The sequence below is a fragment of the Kineococcus sp. AC630 genome (assembly GCF_979255925.1).
Window position 1 is genome coordinate 312,862 of sequence record NZ_CEEDMJ010000001.1, and the last position, 15,294, is coordinate 328,155.

A 15,294-nucleotide genomic window follows, 5' to 3' on the forward strand; every position below is an offset into this window, starting at 1 on the left:
GCCGCGACGCCGCGGCGGGCTCGGACGCGCCCACGACCGGGCCGGGGTGTAGCGTCGATGGCGTGATCACGCGGCGGGGCGCACGGCGGTCCCTGCTGGGGCTGGTCTGCGGTGTCCTCTCCAGCGGCGCGGTCCTGGCCGGTTGCGGAGGTGGCGACAGCCCCGATCCGGCGCCCACCACCACGACGCGGAGCCCGACCGAGACGACGACGTCCCCCTCCAGCGCCGCGACGGAGAGCCCCACCAGCAGCGGCCCGACCTTCGACTGCGCCTCCGTCGACGCGGCCCAGAAGACCCTCGACGACGCCTACGCGGCCGAGCTGAGCCGACTCGGCATCCGCCGCGGCGATTCCCAGGCGCAGTCCGTGCTCACCCTGGTCACGACGACCGAGGGACCGGGCTACTACGCCGCCGTCCTGGCGGCCTCCCCGCCGGAGGAGTCGCCGGACGCTCAGCTCGTCCTGGACTACTACCAGCGCCTCGCCACCCAGGCGGGTGACCTCACCGCGGGCAGCGGATCGGCGGAGGACCTAGCCACGGCCATGGACCGCCTCGACGACGCGACCCTGGCGGTGAGCCCCGACGCGAACTCCGCCGCCCAGGTCGTGTCCGCCCAGGAACGGTTGCAGGCCGCCGTCGAGGCCGCCTGCTCGGGCGGCTCGAACGCCGACCCGTCGAACCCGTCGGGCTCGCCGAGTCCCTCGGGACCCACGAGCCCGACGAGTTCTGCGAGTCCTACGAGCGGCTAGCGCCGGACGAGTCCGGCGAGGATGGTCGCGACCTCCAGCGCCGCGGCGTCCTGGTCGAAGTCCCACGCCCGGCTCACCGCACCGGAGGCCTTGCGACGCAACGGCTCCGGGTCACGGACGAAGGCCGACAGCGCGTCCGCGAGGGCGGCGACGTCCTCGGTCGGCACCAGGTCGCCGAGTTCCCCGCCCCGCAGGACGTAGCGGGGTCCCGTGGGGCAGTCGGTGGCGATCACCGGACGGCCGTGGGCCAGGGCCTCGAGCAGGACCAGGCTCCCGTTGCCCTCGTAGCGCGAGGACAGGACGAACGCGTCGGCGCCGGCGAGACGGGCCTGGAGGTCCCCGACGTGGCCGGCGAACTCCACCCGGTCCCCGAGACCGAGCAGTTCGGCCTGCGCCCTCAGGTCGGCGTCGAGCTCCCCCGCGCCGACGATCTCCAGCTCGACGTCGTCCCCCGCGGCGACGACCCGGGCCAACGCCTCGAGCAGGACGTCGAAACCCTTCTGCTGCGCGAGCCGGCCCGCGGCGACGAACCGGGTGCGGCCCGACGTCGGACGACGCGGACCGCCCTGGTCGAGCGCGGCCTGCCGGGTGGCGGCCACGTCGATGCCGATGTCGGCGACGTGGATGCGCTCGGCCGGCAACCCGACCTCCACGACGTCGTCGACGAGGCCCGGCGAGACGCAGACCGCCGCGTCGACCCGTTGGTGCACCGACGTCAGCAGGGGGCGCAGCCGCGCCGGGGTCCAGGCCGCCACCGCGCGCGGCAGCGAGCTCTGCACCAGCACGACGAACGGCTTCCCGGCGATCTTCGCCGCGGCCCAACCGATCAGCAGGCCGTAGCCGACCTCGCTGCCGGACACGACGACGTCGGCCCGGCGGACGTGGCGCACCGTGGTGGCGACGATCCGCGGGAACGCGCTGCGGAAGCGGCGCACCTGCGCACTGCCCCAGCGGGTGTCGAGCCCGGGATCGGGCTGGAGCATGGGCCCGTCCGGCTCGACGTTCTCGAGGACCAGGAACCGGACGCGGGCCCCCATGGCCTGCCAGCGGCGGGCCAGGTCGAGGGAGACCCGGAGACCGCCGTTGTCCCGCAGCGCACCCTCGATCAGCAGGACCCGCGGACCGGGCCCCGCGGTCCCCGACGTCGGCGAGGTCGGCGAGGTCGGCGAGGTCTCCGTCACCGGGCGGCTCAGCGACCCTGGTTCGCGACCGCGGCGACGGCCGCGGCCGCGGCGGCCGGGTCGAGGTACTCCCCGCCCGGGACGAGCGGCTTCAGGTCCGCGTCGAGGCGGTAGACCAGCGGGATGCCGGTGGGGATGTTCAGCCCGGCGATGTCGGTGTCGGAGATGCCGTCGAGGTGCTTCACGAGCGCGCGCAGCGAGTTGCCGTGGGCCGCGAGCAGGACGGTCTTGCCGGCCTGCAGGTCCGGGACGACCTGCTCGCTCCAGTAGGGCAGCATCCGCGCGACGACGTCGGCCAGGCACTCGGTGAGCGGCGCGTCGGCGCCGAGGTCGGCGTAGCGCGGGTCGGCGTCCTGGGAGAACTCCGAGCCGGCCTCGATGGCCGGCGGCGGGGTGTCGTAGGACCGGCGCCAGAGCATGAACTGCTCCTCACCGAACTCGGCCAGCGTCTGCTTCTTGTCCTTGCCCTGCAGCGCACCGTAGTGGCGCTCGTTGAGGCGCCAGGAACGCTTCGTCTCGATCCAGTGCCGGTCGGCCGCGTCGAGGGCGAGGAACGCCGTCGTGATCGCCCGGCGCAGCAGCGAAGTGTGCACGACGTCGGGCAGGACGTCGTTCTCGACGAGCATCCGCCCGCCCGCGGCGGCCTCGGCCCGCCCCTTCTCCGAGAGGGCCACGTCGACCCAGCCGGTGAAGAGGTTCAGGGCGTTCCACTCGCTCTCGCCGTGCCGCAGGAGGACGAGGGTGTGCGCCGCTTCAGTCATGGGACGAGCCTACCGAGCGCCGCGGGCCCGTTCGAGCGCCCTCTCCTGCGCGGCCCGCCGGTACACCTCGAGCGTCGCCTCCGCGGTGGCGCCCCAGCCGAACCCCTGGGCCCGGCGCGCGGCCCGTTCGCCCATGGCCGTGCGTCGGGCCGGGTCCTCCAGCAGCGTCCGCAGGGCGTGCGCCCACGTGCGCGGGTCGTGGTCGGGCACGAGCAGCCCCGTGCCCCGGCCCTCGTCCTCGCCCCGGTCGTCGCGCACCGCCGTGCGCAGCCCGCCGACGGCCGCGGCGACGACGGGGGTCGCGCAGGCCTGGGCCTCCAGGGCGACCAGGCCGAAGGACTCGTTGTAGGACGGCACCGTGACGACGTCGGCGGCCCGGTAGTGGTCGGCCAGTTCCCCCGGGGGCACCGGCGCGGCGAGGCGGACGACGTCCTCCAGCCCGAGGGAGCGCACGAGTTCGGCGAGGGAGTCGGGGTGCGCCGTCCCCGAACCGCTCGGGCCACCCAGGACGACGACCTTCAGCCGCGAGCGCCGCCAGGGCTGTTCGCGCAGCAGCTCGGCGCTCGCCCGCACGAGCAGGTCCGGGGCCTTCAGCGGCTGGATGCGGCCGACGAAGAGCAGCACCTCGGCGTCCTCGGGCAGCCCCAGGCGACGACGCGCGGCAGCGCGGCCGGGCTGCGCCGTGAACGTCGTGAGGTCGACCCCCGGCGGGACGACGACGACCTTCGCGGGGTCGGCTCCGTAGAGGTCGAGCAGGTCCTGGCGTTCGGCGTCGGTGTTGGCGACGAGGCGGTCGGCGGCGTCGACGACCTGCTGCTCGCCGATGACCCGGCCGGCCGGTTCGGGGGTGTCCCCCTCGGCGAGCGCGGCGTTCTTGACCTTGGCCATGGTGTGCATGGAGTGGACGAGCGGGACGTCCCAGCGGTCGGCGGTGAGCCAGCCGACCTGGCCGGAGAGCCAGTAGTGGGAGTGCACGAGGTCGTAGTGGTGCTCGGCGTGGCGGGCCTCGGCGTGCAGCATCCCGGCGGTGAAGGCGCAGAGCTGGCCGGGGAGGTCGGCCTTGTCGAGCCCTTCGTAGGGACCGGCGTCGACGTGGCGGCAGCGCAGGCCGTCGGCCAGTTCGACGACGGGCGGCTGGTCGGAGGAGGTGCGACGGGTGAAGACGTCGACCTCGATCCCGCGCCGGGCGAGCTGGCGGGCGACCTCGACGACGTAGACGTTCATGCCCCCGGCGTCACCGGTGCCGGGCTGGGCGAGCGGGGAGGTGTGCACGGACACGAGGGCGACCCGCTGGACCTGCGACGTGGCACGCACCCGTGGTCCTCCCGGCTGAAATAGTCTTCCGACGTGCCCCGGCAGTCTGCCTCCCGCGTCCGCGTGGACGCCTCCGGGGTGCACCCCGCCGGCTCCCCCGTCGGTGCGGTGACGCGCGGGACCACCGGCCCGGACCGGCTGCGCCGCGTGGAGCGCTGGCTCGCGCAGACCCAGGACGGGCGGTTGCGCCGGGCGCGGACGCCCCTGGTCGTGGACCTCGGGTACGGGGCGTCGCCGGTCACCGTGACCGACCTGCAGCGCTGGTTGCGCCGGGTCCGCCCCGACGTGCGGGTGGTGGGCCTGGAGATCTCCCCCGAACGCGTCGAGTTCGCGCGGGCGGGGACCGCGGGGGTCGCCGGGGCACCCGAGTTCGCGGTCGGCGGCTTCGAGCTCGGCGTCCCCGGGGGTGGTGCACCGGTGCTGGTGCGGGCCTTCAACGTGTTGCGGCAGTACGAGACCGCGGAGGTCCTGGCCACCTGGGACCTGATGCGCTCGCGGTTGGCGCCGGGCGGTCTCGCCGTCGACGGGACCTGCGACGAGCTGGGGCGGCGGGCCTGCTGGGTGGCCCTGGACCGCGACGCCGGTCCGGTGTCGCTGACGATCTCGGTGCGCCTCGCGGGTCTCCCGCAGCCCTCGGCGGTCGCCGAACGCCTGCCGAAGGTGCTCATCCACCGCAACGTCGCGGGTGAGGGCGTCCACGACCTGCTGCGGGCGGCGGACGCGGCGTGGGCCCGGGCGGCCCCGGCGGGGACGTTCGGGGTGCGTCAGCGCTGGATCGCGACGTGCCGCGACCTGGCGCGGGACTGGCCCGTCCTCGACTCCGTCGCGCGCTGGCGCCTGGGCGAGCTGAGCGTGGCGTGGGAGTGCGTCGTGCCGCGTGGGTGAGGCGTCGGGGGAGGATGCCGTCGTGACGGGACCGGTGGAGCCGCCCGCGGGGGTCCCCGCCCGCCCCACGATCAACGACATCGCCCGGCTCGCGGGCGTCTCCAAGGCCTCGGTCTCCTACGCCCTCAACGACCTGCCGGGGGTCTCGGAGCAGACCCGGGAACGCATCCGGGCCGCGGCCGGCCGGCTCGGCTGGCGTCCCAGCGCCGCGGCGCGGTCGCTCTCCAACGCGCGGGCGGGGGCCATCGGTCTGGCCATCGCGCGCGACGTGCGGCTCTTCGAGGAGGAGCCGTACTACATGCGGCTGCTCGCGGGGATCGAGAGCGTCCTGGCCCGGGAGGGGTTCTCGCTGCTGCTGAGCGTCGTCCCGGACGCCGCGACGGCCGTGGAGGTGCTGCGCGACTGGTGGGCCGAACGCCGGGTGGACGGGGTGATCCTCACCGACCTGCTCGTCGACGACCCCCGCCTCGCGCTGGTCACCGCCCTCGGGATCCCCTGCGCGTTCCGCGGCGGAATCGACGACCGGTTGCCGACGGGCGGGCACCTGGCGTTGACGCTGGAAGCCGAACGCGAGGCGTTCTCCGCGGTGGTCGCCCACCTGGCCGAGCAGGGCCACCGCGACGTCGCCCGGGTCAGCGGGCCGCGGGAGTTCCTGCACACCCGTCGTCGCGACGTCGTCTGGGGCGAGGTGACGACGGCCGTCTTCGGTGCGCCGCAACCGGTCCTGGTCTCGGACTACACCTCCCAGGGCGGGTTGGCGCGCACCCGGGAACTGCTGGCGCGCGCGGTCCCGCCGACGGCGGTGGTCTACGACAACGACGTCATGGCCGCGGCCGTCGTCGCCGAGCGGCGCGCGCTGGGCCTGCGGATCCCGGAGGACCTCGCCGTCGTCGCCGGTGAGGACTCGATGCTGTGCCGGCTCGCGAGCCCGGCGATCACGTCGTTGCAGCGCGACGTCGTGGCCGACGGGGCCCGGAGCGCGCGGTTGCTGCTGGACGTCCTGGGCGGCCACCCGTCGACGGCGACGGTCGGTGAACCCCGGCGGCTCGTGGTGCGCGCCAGTTCCCAGGGCTCCGGGGAAACGGGTCTCACGCCTCCAGGAGGATCGTCGTCGGCCCGTCGTTGACGAGTTCGACCGCCATGTCGGCGCCGAACCGGCCGGTCTCGACCTGCAGCCCGTGCCCCCGCAGGGCCTGCGCGACGGCGTCGACGAGGGGCTCGGCGACCGGTCCCGGAGCCGCGGCGTTCCAGGTGGGACGGCGGCCCTTGCGGGTGTCGGCGTAGAGGGTGAACTGGCTGACGAGGAGCACCGGGGCGCCGACGTCCGCGGCGGCCTGCTCACCGCGCAGGATGCGCAGCTGCGCGACCTTGCGCGCGACGAGCTCGACCTGGGCCGGTCCGTCGTCGTGGGTCACGCCGAGCAGGACGAGCAGACCGGGCCGGTCGAGGGCGCCGACGACCTCGCCGTCGACGGTGACGCTGGCGCGGGTGACCCGCTGGACGACTGCCCGCACGGGCTGCTCCTCGGTTGCTCCGTCCGGGTGGACGGATGGTGACGATCCGGTGGACCCGGGCCGAACCTCACCCGACGTGAAGGTTGCGAGCTTACGATCGGCGGGTGCTCCAGACCCTCGTCGACGGCCCCGTGGTCATCCCCGTGACCCTGTTGGCGCTGGGGGTCTGCGCCCTGGGGGCCCTGATCCGCCCGCGGGTCGACGTCGCGCTCGTGCTGGGCCTGCTGGCCGCGATCTGGAGCCGGGTCAACACGCCCGTGGAGGGGCGGGTCCTGCACACCTGGACCGCCGACCGCGGTTTCACCGAGGCGGACCTGCTCTCGGTCGCGGCGCTGCTCGTCGCGGGGATCACGCTGCTGCGCTGCGGGTACCGGCTGGTGCGCCGTTCCACCCGCCGCCGCGACGCCGACGGCGCGGTCGTCGCGGCGCGCTGAACGTCACCAGGGGCCGTAGGGCCCCTGGTTGCGCCCGCCCTGGCCGCCGCCCCGCGGACCGCCGCCGTACTGGCGCACGGCGGGACGGACGTCGGCGAGGTAGACCGCGGCACCGACGACGGCGATGACCCCGAAGATGCCGAGGACCGAGAAGATCGAGACGAACCCGACCGCGGCGGCCACGACCACGATCACCGTCCAGAACGTCTTCGTCCGCTTGCCCGCGGCGACGAACGCGCCCGCCGGCCGGCGCAGCACGTCGATCAGCGCCCAGAGCTCGAGGGCGAAGGCCGCGATCCCGAGGATCAGCAGCACGCCGTTCTGCAGGGTGTTCAGCGTCTCCACACTTGAACTCTACGTGTGATCACGTCGAGAGGTTCCGGCCTTCACCGGAGCGCCGCAGGAGGTCCCCCAACCGGCGGTAGCCGACCTCCTCCGCCTCGTCGAGGGCCGCGCGCGGCGCGGGGAGGCGCCAGTCGTCCTCGCAGAGCCGCGTCCGCGCCTCCCGCAGGCCGAGCAGGTCACGGCGCAGCGCCTGCGGGTCGTGCCCGGCGCTGGAGCGGTGGAGTGCCCCGGCGGCGTCCTCGAGCGCCGCGCCGGCGTGCCGGTTGCGCACCAGGACGGCGACCAGGACCCCCAGGAGGACACCGACGCCGGTGTCGGCGACCCGGTCCGCGATGAGCGTGGAGACCCCCGTCCCGTTCGTCCCCAGCCGGGTCAGCAGCAGTGAGAGGGCCGTGATGGAGACCGAGCCGAGGGCGTAGTTGCGGGGCATGCAGAACTCGACGCCGAACATGCAGACGACGGTGAGCAGCCACAGCCGGACGTCGTCGGTGGCGAGCGGGACGAGGACGGCGGCCACGCCGACCCCGAGCAGCGTCCCGGCCGAGCGTTGCAGGGCGCGCTGGGCGGTGTTGCGGCTCGACTGCGACTGCAGGGCCGCGGCCGCACCCACGGCGGCCCAGTAGGTGTGCCCGAGGCCGAGGGCCGAGGCCACGACGACGGCCGCGGTGCAGGCGATCCCGACGCGCAGCGCGGGGACGACCAGCACGCGCTCGGCGCGCACCGCCCGGACGGCCCGCCAGCGCGGCAGGGCGCTCTCCCGACCCAGCAGCTCCGCCCGGACGCCCCGGGTCAGCGGCGCCGACGGGAGGCTCCCCCGACCCTCCAGTGCGCTCAGCGCGGCCGAGAGCGGACGGGGGTCGGCCCCCGCGTCGAGCGCCCGCTCGGCGTGGGCGAGCCAGCCCCCGTGCCGACCTGCGCAGCCGAGGGCGCTGAGCGAGAGCACACCCCAGGCGGCGTGCAGGTCCGCGGAGGCGCGCGGTCGCAGCCGCGGGTCGGCGAGGGCCGCCAGCACCGAGCGCAGCGCCCGGGCCACGGCGTTGCGTTCCGGGCCGTCCGGGCGCAGCAACCCGGCCGCGCAGCTCAGGGCGACCGCGAGCGCCGCGCAGGTCAGGGTGACGACGGCGACCAGCGGCAGGTCGCGGAAGCCCAGCGGTTCGACGGTGAGGGTGCCGGCGGCGAAGACGGGGATGAGCCCGCCGGGCGGGCCGGTGCGCACGGCGTCGGTGACGAACTTGGCGACCACGGCGACGACCGCGACGGCCAGGGCGGGGACGAGGACGTCGAGCCAGCCCGTGAGCGGCAGGGCGGCGGCGACGCCGCCGAGGAGCACGGCCCCCGTCAGCCCGAGACCGGTCCAGGCCTGGGTCCGCCAGCGGCGGGCGTAGGGCTCGGTGCGGCCGTAGAGGTTGGCGAGGGCCCCGAAGGTGGCGGGCGCGGCGAGCAGGGGCTGCCCGGCGGCGAGGGTGACGGCGAGCGGGACACCGAGGGCCGCGGTCGCCACACCGGCGGCCCACCACGGGTGCGGTCCGGGGGCGATGCGCTGCCACCCGTGGACGGAGGAGCCGAGGTGTCGGAGGAGCACCCGGAAGACGTTAGCAGGTGTTTCACTCACGAAGCAGTTGGGACTACGCTGTCCCCGTGAGCACCCGCCGGGACGAGCCGACCGACGCCATCGACGCCATCGATGTGGCCCGACAGGAGTGGGCCCGGGTCCACCCCGACCTCGACACCACCCCGATGGACGTCTCCGGACGGCTGCGCATGGTCGCGGCGGCCCTGGCCCGCGCCACCGAACCGACCGTGCGGGCCGAGGGCCTGACCCGCCCCGAGTTCGACGTGCTGAGCGCCGTGCGCCGCGGACGCGTCCCGCTGACCCCCACCGGCATCGCCGCCGCGACCCTGTCCTCGGGGGCGGCGACGACCAAGCGTCTCGACCACCTGACGGGCGTCGGTTACCTGCAACGGACCCCGGACGAGCGCGACGGCCGGGTGACCCGGCTGTCCCTGACCCCCGCGGGGGCCGAGCTCATCGACCGCCTGCTGCCGCAGGTCCTCGCCGCCGAGCACCGGTTCGCCGCCGACCTCGACGAGGACCGGCAGCGGGACCTCGCGTCCGGGCTGCGCATCCTGCTGCGTAGCAACGGCTTCTGAGCGGCGAAGCGCCAGGCGACGCCCCGTTCAGCGCGTCGCGCGCAGGGCGTCGTCGATGGTGACCACGCCGTCGCGGTAGCGGCGGGTGATCTCCTCGGTGCACGCGTCCATGGCGACCTGCACGCGGTGGCGGTCGGCCGACAGTTCCTGCTCGAGGTCCTCGAGCCGCCCGCGCGCCGCGGCGAGCTGGTCGTCGTCCATGGCGGTGAGGTTCGACATCGTCGGGTCGGCGACGGCGAGCTCCGCGCGACGACGGTGCTCCCCCACCCGGCTCGGCTCGACGGAGGTGTAGCGACCCATGCCGTGGTCGGTGCGTCGCGGGTCGGCCAGCACGTCGGTCAACGAGGCGACGAGCTCGGCGTCGGTGCGGACGCGGGTGACCGCCGCGGGGGCACCGTCGGCACCGACCCGGCGGGCCTCCTCGGCCCCGAGCAGGTCCAGGCGCCCCTGCAGCAGACGTCGTGCGTAGGAGAGGTCGGCCTCCTCCTGCTCCGCGACGGTGCGGTGTTCGCGCAGCGTCGGCAGGTCCATCCCCTGCAGGTCGTCGAGGAAGTCGGGCGCGAGCACCCGGTCCAGGGCCCGTCGGCCCCCCGCCTGGTACCCGCTGACGTTGTCCCCCGTCATGACCGTCTCCCCCTCGATCGGAACCGCTTCAACACCCTGCGCAACACCTGCACCACAGAGCGTGCTGAACCCGAGTATGACCCACCGGGCGCGGGAGCGGGAGGGGAAGGCGCCTCAGGGCGCGACGACGACCTCCTGGGCCGCAGCCAGCGGACGGCTCTCACCCTTCGCGGACCCGGCCACGGCGAACAGCTCGGCGTCGACGGGCAGCGAACGCTTCAGCACCGCCAGCGCCACCGGACCCAGCTCGTGGTGGCGGGCGGCCGTCGTGACGACCCCGACCTTCTTCTCCCCCAGCACCACGTCGTCGCCGTGGGCCGGCAGGTCGTGGGAGGAACCGTCCAGGTGCAGCAGGGCCAACCGGCGCGGCGGCCGGCCCAGGTTGTGGACCTTCGCGACGGTCTCCTGCCCGCGGTAGCAGCCCTTGTGCAGGTGGACCGCCGTGCGCAACCAGTCCAGCTCGTGCGGGAGGGAGCGCTCGTCGGTGTCCAGACCCAACCGCGGACGCCACGCCTCCACGCGCAACGCCTCGCTCGCCCAGGTCCCGGCGAGCCGTCGACCCCCGACCGCGGCGAGCAGGTCCGCCCGCGGCACGAGGACCTCGCGCCAGGGACGCTCAGCGCCGGGGTGCTCGAGCGTGGAGACCGCGGAGTAGCTCGCCGTGTCCGCGCTGCCGCCCTCGTTGGCGGGGGTCGCACCGGGCCACGGGTCGACCCACACCGTGCCGAGCGGGGAGTCCGCGTCCCGGCTCGGCTCGCCGAGCACGGCGACGTCCGCGCTGACGTCGGCGATCTCGACCCGCAGCATGAAGCGCATCCGCTCCAGCCACGTCCGCAGCGCGTCGACCTGACCCGGCTCCACGGTGATCCAGAGGGCCTCGCCGTCGTCGACGAGGTGCAGCGAGTGCTCGATGCGGCCCTGCGGGCTCAGGACGAGCGTCTCCGTCGAGACCCCCGGGGCCAACCCCGTCAGCGCCTGGGTGGTGATGGAGTGCAGCCAGCTCAACCGGTCCGGCCCCGACAACCGCAGGACCCCGCGGTGGGAGAGGTCGGCCACGGCCTCCCCGCGCACCAGGGCCCGCTGCTCGCCGTGCGGGTCGCCGTAGTGCCAGGCGACACCGGCGTCGGGCCCCTCCGCGGCGACCGCCCCGGGGGTGTCCAACAGCGGCGACCGGCGCGCCTGCGTGACTGCGCTCACGGGGTTCCTCCTACTGCTCGCGACACGCGGCGCACCGCCCGCGGAGGGCGAGGTGACCGGTGTCGACGGCGAAGTCGTTGCGGGACAGGATGTCCGCGGCCAGGGACGCGGCGAGCACCGAGGGAGCCTCACTCACCTGCCCACACCCCTCGCAGACCAGGTGCAGGTGCCCACCGTGCTCCACGGCGTGGAACGAGGGACCCCTGCGGTCCAACTGGGTGCGGGCCAGCAGCCCGACCTCCTCGAGGACCGCGAGCGCCCGGTAGACGGTCGACGGGTCCACCAGTGACGAACCCGGTTCGCGGGCCAGGTGTTCCGCGACGTCGTCGGCCCCCGCGTGCCCCAGGGCCCGGACGGCGTCCAGGACCCGACGGCGCTGCGGGGTGAGCCGCAGCCCGCGAGCGTGCAGCGCGGACCCCAGGTCGGCGCTCACCCGTGGCTCACCGGGGACCCGTCCGGCTCAGGAGACGCGCTTGAGCCGGGCCGAGGCGTAGCTGCGCATCGGGTGCCCCTCGAGCGTGACGTCCAGCGCCCACAGCAGGTCGCCCTCGACCATCCCGTACATGCGCCTGCCCGCGGTGTACTCGTGCGCCGTCGTCGTGCGTGCCACCACGTCGGTGGAGAGGTCGATGCGCGGACCGCGCGCGGTGCCGACGAGCACCTCGACGACGCCGGTCGGGTGCGCCAGCAGCACCTCGAGCTCCACGGGACGCGGCCCCTCGGCCGGCGCGGGGCTGTCCAGGTCGACGGCCTGCGGGCGCCAGTAGCCCGTCTCCACGTCGAGGGGTTCGGTGGTGTTCCCCTCCTCGTCCAGGGCCCACGTCGTCGAGGAGTAGGTCAGGAAGTCGCGACCGTCGTGGCCGAACTCGACGACCTGCCCGAAGCGGGTGTCGGCCTCACCGACGGCCGGGTGGCCGAGGACACCGGCCCCCTCCCAGCGGCCGAGCAGCCAGGAGAGCGGGACGAGGGCGAGCGGGGTGTCGGTGCGCAGGGGAAGGACCACGGGTCAGCGCTGACCCTGGAAGAGGCGGTACACCACGTACCCGGCGAACCACATGATCACGATCGAGACGACGATCAGCAGGACGAGGAAGAAGACTTCGAGACCATGCACGGGTCGAGCCTACCTGCGCCCTGCGTGCCTGGACGGTCGACGTGTGGGGGGTCACGCTCTCGGGCTGGGTCGCGTGCCGGGTGCTGCTGAGGTGGGGTCTCCGGATACTCCGTTCGCGCGAGGGGCCGCGCACGTCACGGGGGCGTGGAGGCGCTCACTTCGGACATCCGGTGACCCCACCTCAGCAGCACCCTTCAGCATCACCTCGGGCGTGGCCCCCGCGCGTCGACCGTCCGGGTGCGCAGGGCGCGGGTGGGCTGGACGCGGCAGTGGTCCTCAGCAGGGGCGGGTCAGAGCAGGACGAGGCGGCCGACGAGGTAGGCGGCGGCGCCGGAGGCGGCGACGGGGACGGCGGCGACGGCGAGGGCGGCGGGGAGGGAGTGGACGCCGGGGAGGCGGGTGGTGAGGGCGCGCCAGGCCGAGACGAGCAGGCCGACCCCGAGGCCGGCGACGATCCCGGCGACGGCCCAGCGGAGCTCGCTCACGACCCCGCGACCGCCCAGCAGGACCGTCACCGCACCGGCGAGGTAGCCGGTCGCGGCGCCCACCAGCAGGTTCACCGGCCCGACGACGCGCAGCGGCCACGTGGTGGCCGACACCGCACTGGTGGCGACGACGGCCGCGAGGACGACGGGGGCGAGCTGGGCGCCGGCGTAGGTCGTGGGGACGGCCACCCACGCCGCGGCGAGCACGACGACGGCCTGTCCGGCCACCACCGCGGTGACCGACTCCACGAGTCGCGGACGCCCGTCGCGGCGCAGCAGCTGGTGCACGAAGGCCAGCAGCAGCGCCAGCGCGGCCACCACGGGCAGCTGCCCGAGGACCCCCGCGACCTGCGTGCCCAGGTCCCGCGCGTCGAGGACGGCGGCGGCGGCCACGACCACCGCGACGAGCGCCGCGACCACCACGACGGCGGTGCTCCCACGCCGCGTCGGCAGGTCCAGCAGGTCCGGCCAGCCGACCGCGACGAACGCGCCCACGAACAGCACGGCGAGCCCCAGGACCCACGTCGGCCCGAAGGAGGCGAGACCCACCAGACCCGCCAGAGCGAGGGTGGTCGTCGCGGTCGCCGAGGAACTCACCGGGTGATCCTCGCAGAGGCGCACCACCGCGGCGGGGGCGCTCTCCGTCGCTTCGGCGACACGCGTAGGCTTCGCCCCGTTATCCTGCACACCTCGTGGGATGCGCCCGCCCGTGCGGCGACGCGCTACCCGCGGTTCCTGACTGGAGACGGAGGGCAGGACGCCGAGTGGCCCAGATCCTCGTGCTCACCAACGCGCTCGCCCCTTCGACGGAGGTCCTCCCCGCCCTCGGACTGCTGCCGCACAGCGTCCGCGTCCTGCCGGCGGAAGCCTCCGTCCTCGTCGACGAACCGACGTCGGACGCCGTGCTCGTCGACGGTCGTCGCGAACTCGCCGCCGCCCGTTCCCTGTGCCGGCTCCTGCGCACGACCGGTCTCTCGCAGCCGTTGCTGCTCGTCGTCACCGAGGGCGGGATGGCCGCGGTCGCCGCCGACTGGGGTGCCGACGACATCCTGCTCGACACCTGCGGCCCGGCGGAGCTGGACGCCCGCCTGCGCCTCGCCGCGGGCCGCGTGCGGCGACCGGCCGAGGACCCCGAGGGCGGCACCCCGAACGAGATCCGCGCCGGGGACGTCGTCATCGACGAGGCCGCCTACTCCGCCCGCGTCCGCGGCCGCCAGCTCGATCTGACCTACAAGGAGTTCGAACTCCTCAAGCACCTCGCGCAGCACCCGGGACGCGTCTTCACCCGCGCCCAGCTGCTGCAGGAGGTGTGGGGCTACGACTACTTCGGCGGCACCCGCACCGTCGACGTCCACGTCCGGCGACTGCGCGCCAAGCTCGGCGCGGAGCACGAGAACGCGATCGGCACGGTCCGCAACGTCGGCTACCGCTTCGTCTCCTCCGGTCGCGGCCTCGACGACGACCTCGGGCTCGAGGACGAGATCGCCGAGGACCTGGACGGGGACCTCCCCGCCGTCCCGCGCCCCGAGGCCGGCCTCGACGCGCCGGTGGCGCCGGGTGCCGAGCTGCCCCGCACCGGCTTCCCGCGCCGCTGAGCACCGTGAGCACCCCGCCCAGCGGCACGACCGGCACCAGCACCACGACGACGACCACGTCCGCCCTGCCCGAACGCGACCGGCAGGCCGTCCTCGCCCTGGGCGTCGCGGCCTCGCAGGCGGACGACGCGACCTCGCTGTCCGAGGACGCCGTCCTGCGCCTGCGGGCCGAGGACGGCTCCGTGCGCCACCTCCTGCGGCACGCCGACGGCGCCCTCGTCGGCTACGCCCAGCTCGTCGGTGCGGGGTCGGGCCTCGAGGGCGAACTCCTCGTCGACCCGGCGCACCGGCGCCGGGGTCACGGCGCGGCCCTGCTGCGGGAGGTGAGCGCCCGCGCCGCCGGAGCCGACGTCCGGCTCTGGTCGCACGGCGACACCCCGGGTGCGGCAGCGCTTGCCGCGCGGACCGGCTGGTCGCGCGTCCGGGAACTGCTGCGGCTGGAACGGCCGGGCGCCGGGTTGGCCGAGCTGCCCGTCCCCGCCCTGCCCGCCGACGTGAGCGTGCGCGCCTTCGTCCCCGGCGCCGACGACGAGGCCTGGGTCGCGCTCAACGCCGAGGCCTTCGCCACCCACCCGGAGCAGGGCCGCTGGAGCGTCGAGGACCTGCGCTCCCGGCTCGCCGAGCCGTGGTTCGACGCCTCGCTGCTGCTGCTGGCCGACACCCCGGGGGGCCTGGCGGCGTTCTGCTGGATGAAGGTCGAGGACGACCTCGCCGAGCTCTACGTCCTCGGGGTCGCGCCGGGTCGCGCCGGGGCCGGACTGGGCAAGGCGCTGCTCGTCCGGGGTCTCGCCGCGGTCGCCGGCCGTGCGCGGAGCGTCGACCTCTACGTCGACGGGGACAACGTCCCCGCCGTCCGGCTCTACACCGGTCTCGGCTTCCTCCGCGCCTCGATCGACGTGCAGTACGCCTCGCCCCGCACGTGAGCGTTCACCCGCTGTTGGGCTG

At 75.2% G+C, this 15,294-nt stretch carries 18 protein-coding genes; 7 read left to right on the forward strand and 11 right to left on the reverse strand.

Going from position 1 to position 15,294, the window contains the following annotated elements:
* Positions 1-62 precede the first annotated feature (62 nt).
* Positions 63-749, forward strand: coding sequence for a hypothetical protein (locus AC0I8G_RS01475; RefSeq protein WP_471728377.1), 687 nt, complete (start codon positions 63-65; stop codon positions 747-749).
* Here AC0I8G_RS01475 and AC0I8G_RS01480 read toward each other — a convergent pair.
* From AC0I8G_RS01480 to mshA, 3 genes are read right to left on the reverse strand one after another with little or no spacing between them, the layout of a single operon-like run.
* Positions 746-1,930, reverse strand: coding sequence for a glycosyltransferase (locus tag AC0I8G_RS01480; protein WP_471728378.1), 1,185 nt, complete (start codon positions 1,928-1,930; stop codon positions 746-748). The genes AC0I8G_RS01475 and AC0I8G_RS01480 overlap by 4 nt on opposite strands.
* A gap of 8 nt (positions 1,931-1,938) precedes the next feature.
* Positions 1,939-2,691, reverse strand: a complete 753-nt coding sequence (locus AC0I8G_RS01485) for a phosphoglyceromutase (RefSeq protein WP_471728379.1) — start codon at positions 2,689-2,691, stop codon at positions 1,939-1,941.
* Between the two features lie 9 nt (positions 2,692-2,700).
* Positions 2,701-4,005, reverse strand: coding sequence for a D-inositol-3-phosphate glycosyltransferase (mshA, locus tag AC0I8G_RS01490; RefSeq protein ID WP_380161051.1), 1,305 nt, complete (start codon positions 4,003-4,005; stop codon positions 2,701-2,703).
* Positions 4,006-4,038: 33 nt separating this feature from the next.
* On the opposite strand from mshA, the gene AC0I8G_RS01495 reads away from it, so the two are divergent.
* Both AC0I8G_RS01495 and AC0I8G_RS01500 read left to right on the forward strand, forming a co-directional pair.
* Positions 4,039-4,890, forward strand: a complete 852-nt coding sequence (locus tag AC0I8G_RS01495; protein ID WP_471728380.1) for a class I SAM-dependent methyltransferase — start codon at positions 4,039-4,041, stop codon at positions 4,888-4,890.
* 22 nt (positions 4,891-4,912) lie between these two features.
* Positions 4,913-6,016 carry a LacI family DNA-binding transcriptional regulator gene (locus AC0I8G_RS01500; protein ID WP_471728381.1) on the forward strand — a complete coding sequence of 368 codons (1,104 nt, stop codon included), beginning with the start codon at positions 4,913-4,915 and terminating at the stop codon, positions 6,014-6,016.
* On the opposite strand, the gene dtd is transcribed toward AC0I8G_RS01500, so the two are convergent.
* Positions 5,979-6,404, reverse strand: a complete 426-nt coding sequence (dtd, locus tag AC0I8G_RS01505; RefSeq protein ID WP_380260862.1) for a D-aminoacyl-tRNA deacylase — start codon at positions 6,402-6,404, stop codon at positions 5,979-5,981. The two genes, AC0I8G_RS01500 and dtd, sit on opposite strands and share 38 nt — an antisense overlap.
* A gap of 104 nt (positions 6,405-6,508) precedes the next feature.
* On the opposite strand from dtd, the gene AC0I8G_RS01510 reads away from it, so the two are divergent.
* A complete protein-coding gene (locus AC0I8G_RS01510; protein WP_471728382.1) occupies positions 6,509-6,838 on the forward strand; it encodes a hypothetical protein in 330 nt (109 codons plus the stop codon).
* Between the two features lie 3 nt (positions 6,839-6,841).
* Here the strand turns inward: AC0I8G_RS01510 and AC0I8G_RS01515 are convergent, their stop codons facing one another.
* Together AC0I8G_RS01515 and AC0I8G_RS01520 are read right to left on the reverse strand one after the other, a co-directional pair.
* On the reverse strand, positions 6,842-7,183 hold the full coding sequence (locus tag AC0I8G_RS01515; RefSeq protein ID WP_471728383.1) for a DUF2516 family protein: 342 nt from the start codon (positions 7,181-7,183) through the stop codon (positions 6,842-6,844).
* A gap of 19 nt (positions 7,184-7,202) precedes the next feature.
* Positions 7,203-8,765 (reverse strand): FUSC family protein, encoded by a 1,563-nt coding sequence (locus AC0I8G_RS01520; protein WP_471728384.1) that lies wholly within the window; start codon positions 8,763-8,765, stop codon positions 7,203-7,205.
* Positions 8,766-8,821: 56 nt separating this feature from the next.
* On the opposite strand from AC0I8G_RS01520, the gene AC0I8G_RS01525 reads away from it, so the two are divergent.
* Positions 8,822-9,334 (forward strand): MarR family winged helix-turn-helix transcriptional regulator, encoded by a 513-nt coding sequence (locus tag AC0I8G_RS01525; RefSeq protein WP_471728385.1) that lies wholly within the window; start codon positions 8,822-8,824, stop codon positions 9,332-9,334.
* Positions 9,335-9,361: 27 nt separating this feature from the next.
* Here the strand turns inward: AC0I8G_RS01525 and AC0I8G_RS01530 are convergent, their stop codons facing one another.
* From AC0I8G_RS01530 to AC0I8G_RS01550, 5 genes are all read right to left on the reverse strand, one after another.
* Positions 9,362-9,958: an RsiG family protein gene (locus tag AC0I8G_RS01530; protein WP_380260857.1), complete on the reverse strand. Its 597-nt coding sequence runs from the start codon at positions 9,956-9,958 to the stop codon at positions 9,362-9,364.
* 114 nt (positions 9,959-10,072) lie between these two features.
* Entirely contained in the window at positions 10,073-11,155 is a 1,083-nt protein-coding gene (ygfZ, locus tag AC0I8G_RS01535; protein WP_471728386.1) for a CAF17-like 4Fe-4S cluster assembly/insertion protein YgfZ, read from the reverse strand.
* A 10-nt stretch (positions 11,156-11,165) separates the two neighbouring features.
* The gene (locus AC0I8G_RS01540; protein WP_471728387.1) at positions 11,166-11,588 is read right to left on the reverse strand and encodes a Fur family transcriptional regulator; all 423 of its coding nucleotides are present in this window, start codon (positions 11,586-11,588) and stop codon (positions 11,166-11,168) included.
* A gap of 27 nt (positions 11,589-11,615) precedes the next feature.
* Positions 11,616-12,158 (reverse strand): heme-binding beta-barrel domain-containing protein, encoded by a 543-nt coding sequence (locus AC0I8G_RS01545; RefSeq protein ID WP_380260854.1) that lies wholly within the window; start codon positions 12,156-12,158, stop codon positions 11,616-11,618.
* 401 nt (positions 12,159-12,559) lie between these two features.
* The gene (locus tag AC0I8G_RS01550) at positions 12,560-13,351 is read right to left on the reverse strand and encodes a hypothetical protein (protein WP_471728388.1); all 792 of its coding nucleotides are present in this window, start codon (positions 13,349-13,351) and stop codon (positions 12,560-12,562) included.
* A gap of 167 nt (positions 13,352-13,518) precedes the next feature.
* On the opposite strand from AC0I8G_RS01550, the gene AC0I8G_RS01555 reads away from it, so the two are divergent.
* Together AC0I8G_RS01555 and mshD are read left to right on the forward strand one after the other, a co-directional pair.
* Entirely contained in the window at positions 13,519-14,349 is an 831-nt protein-coding gene (locus tag AC0I8G_RS01555) for a winged helix-turn-helix transcriptional regulator (RefSeq protein WP_471728389.1), read from the forward strand.
* Positions 14,350-14,354: 5 nt separating this feature from the next.
* Positions 14,355-15,272 carry a mycothiol synthase gene (gene mshD / locus AC0I8G_RS01560; RefSeq protein WP_471728390.1) on the forward strand — a complete coding sequence of 306 codons (918 nt, stop codon included), beginning with the start codon at positions 14,355-14,357 and terminating at the stop codon, positions 15,270-15,272.
* Positions 15,273-15,294: the final 22 nt, after the last annotated feature.

Coding starts and splice junctions, on each gene's coding strand:
- AC0I8G_RS01485 (WP_471728379.1), bottom strand. CDS start 2,691: ATGACTGAAGCGGCGCACACCCTCGTCCTCCTGCGGCACGGCGAGAGC.
- AC0I8G_RS01530 (WP_380260857.1), bottom strand. CDS start 9,958: ATGACGGGGGACAACGTCAGCGGGTACCAGGCGGGGGGCCGACGGGCC.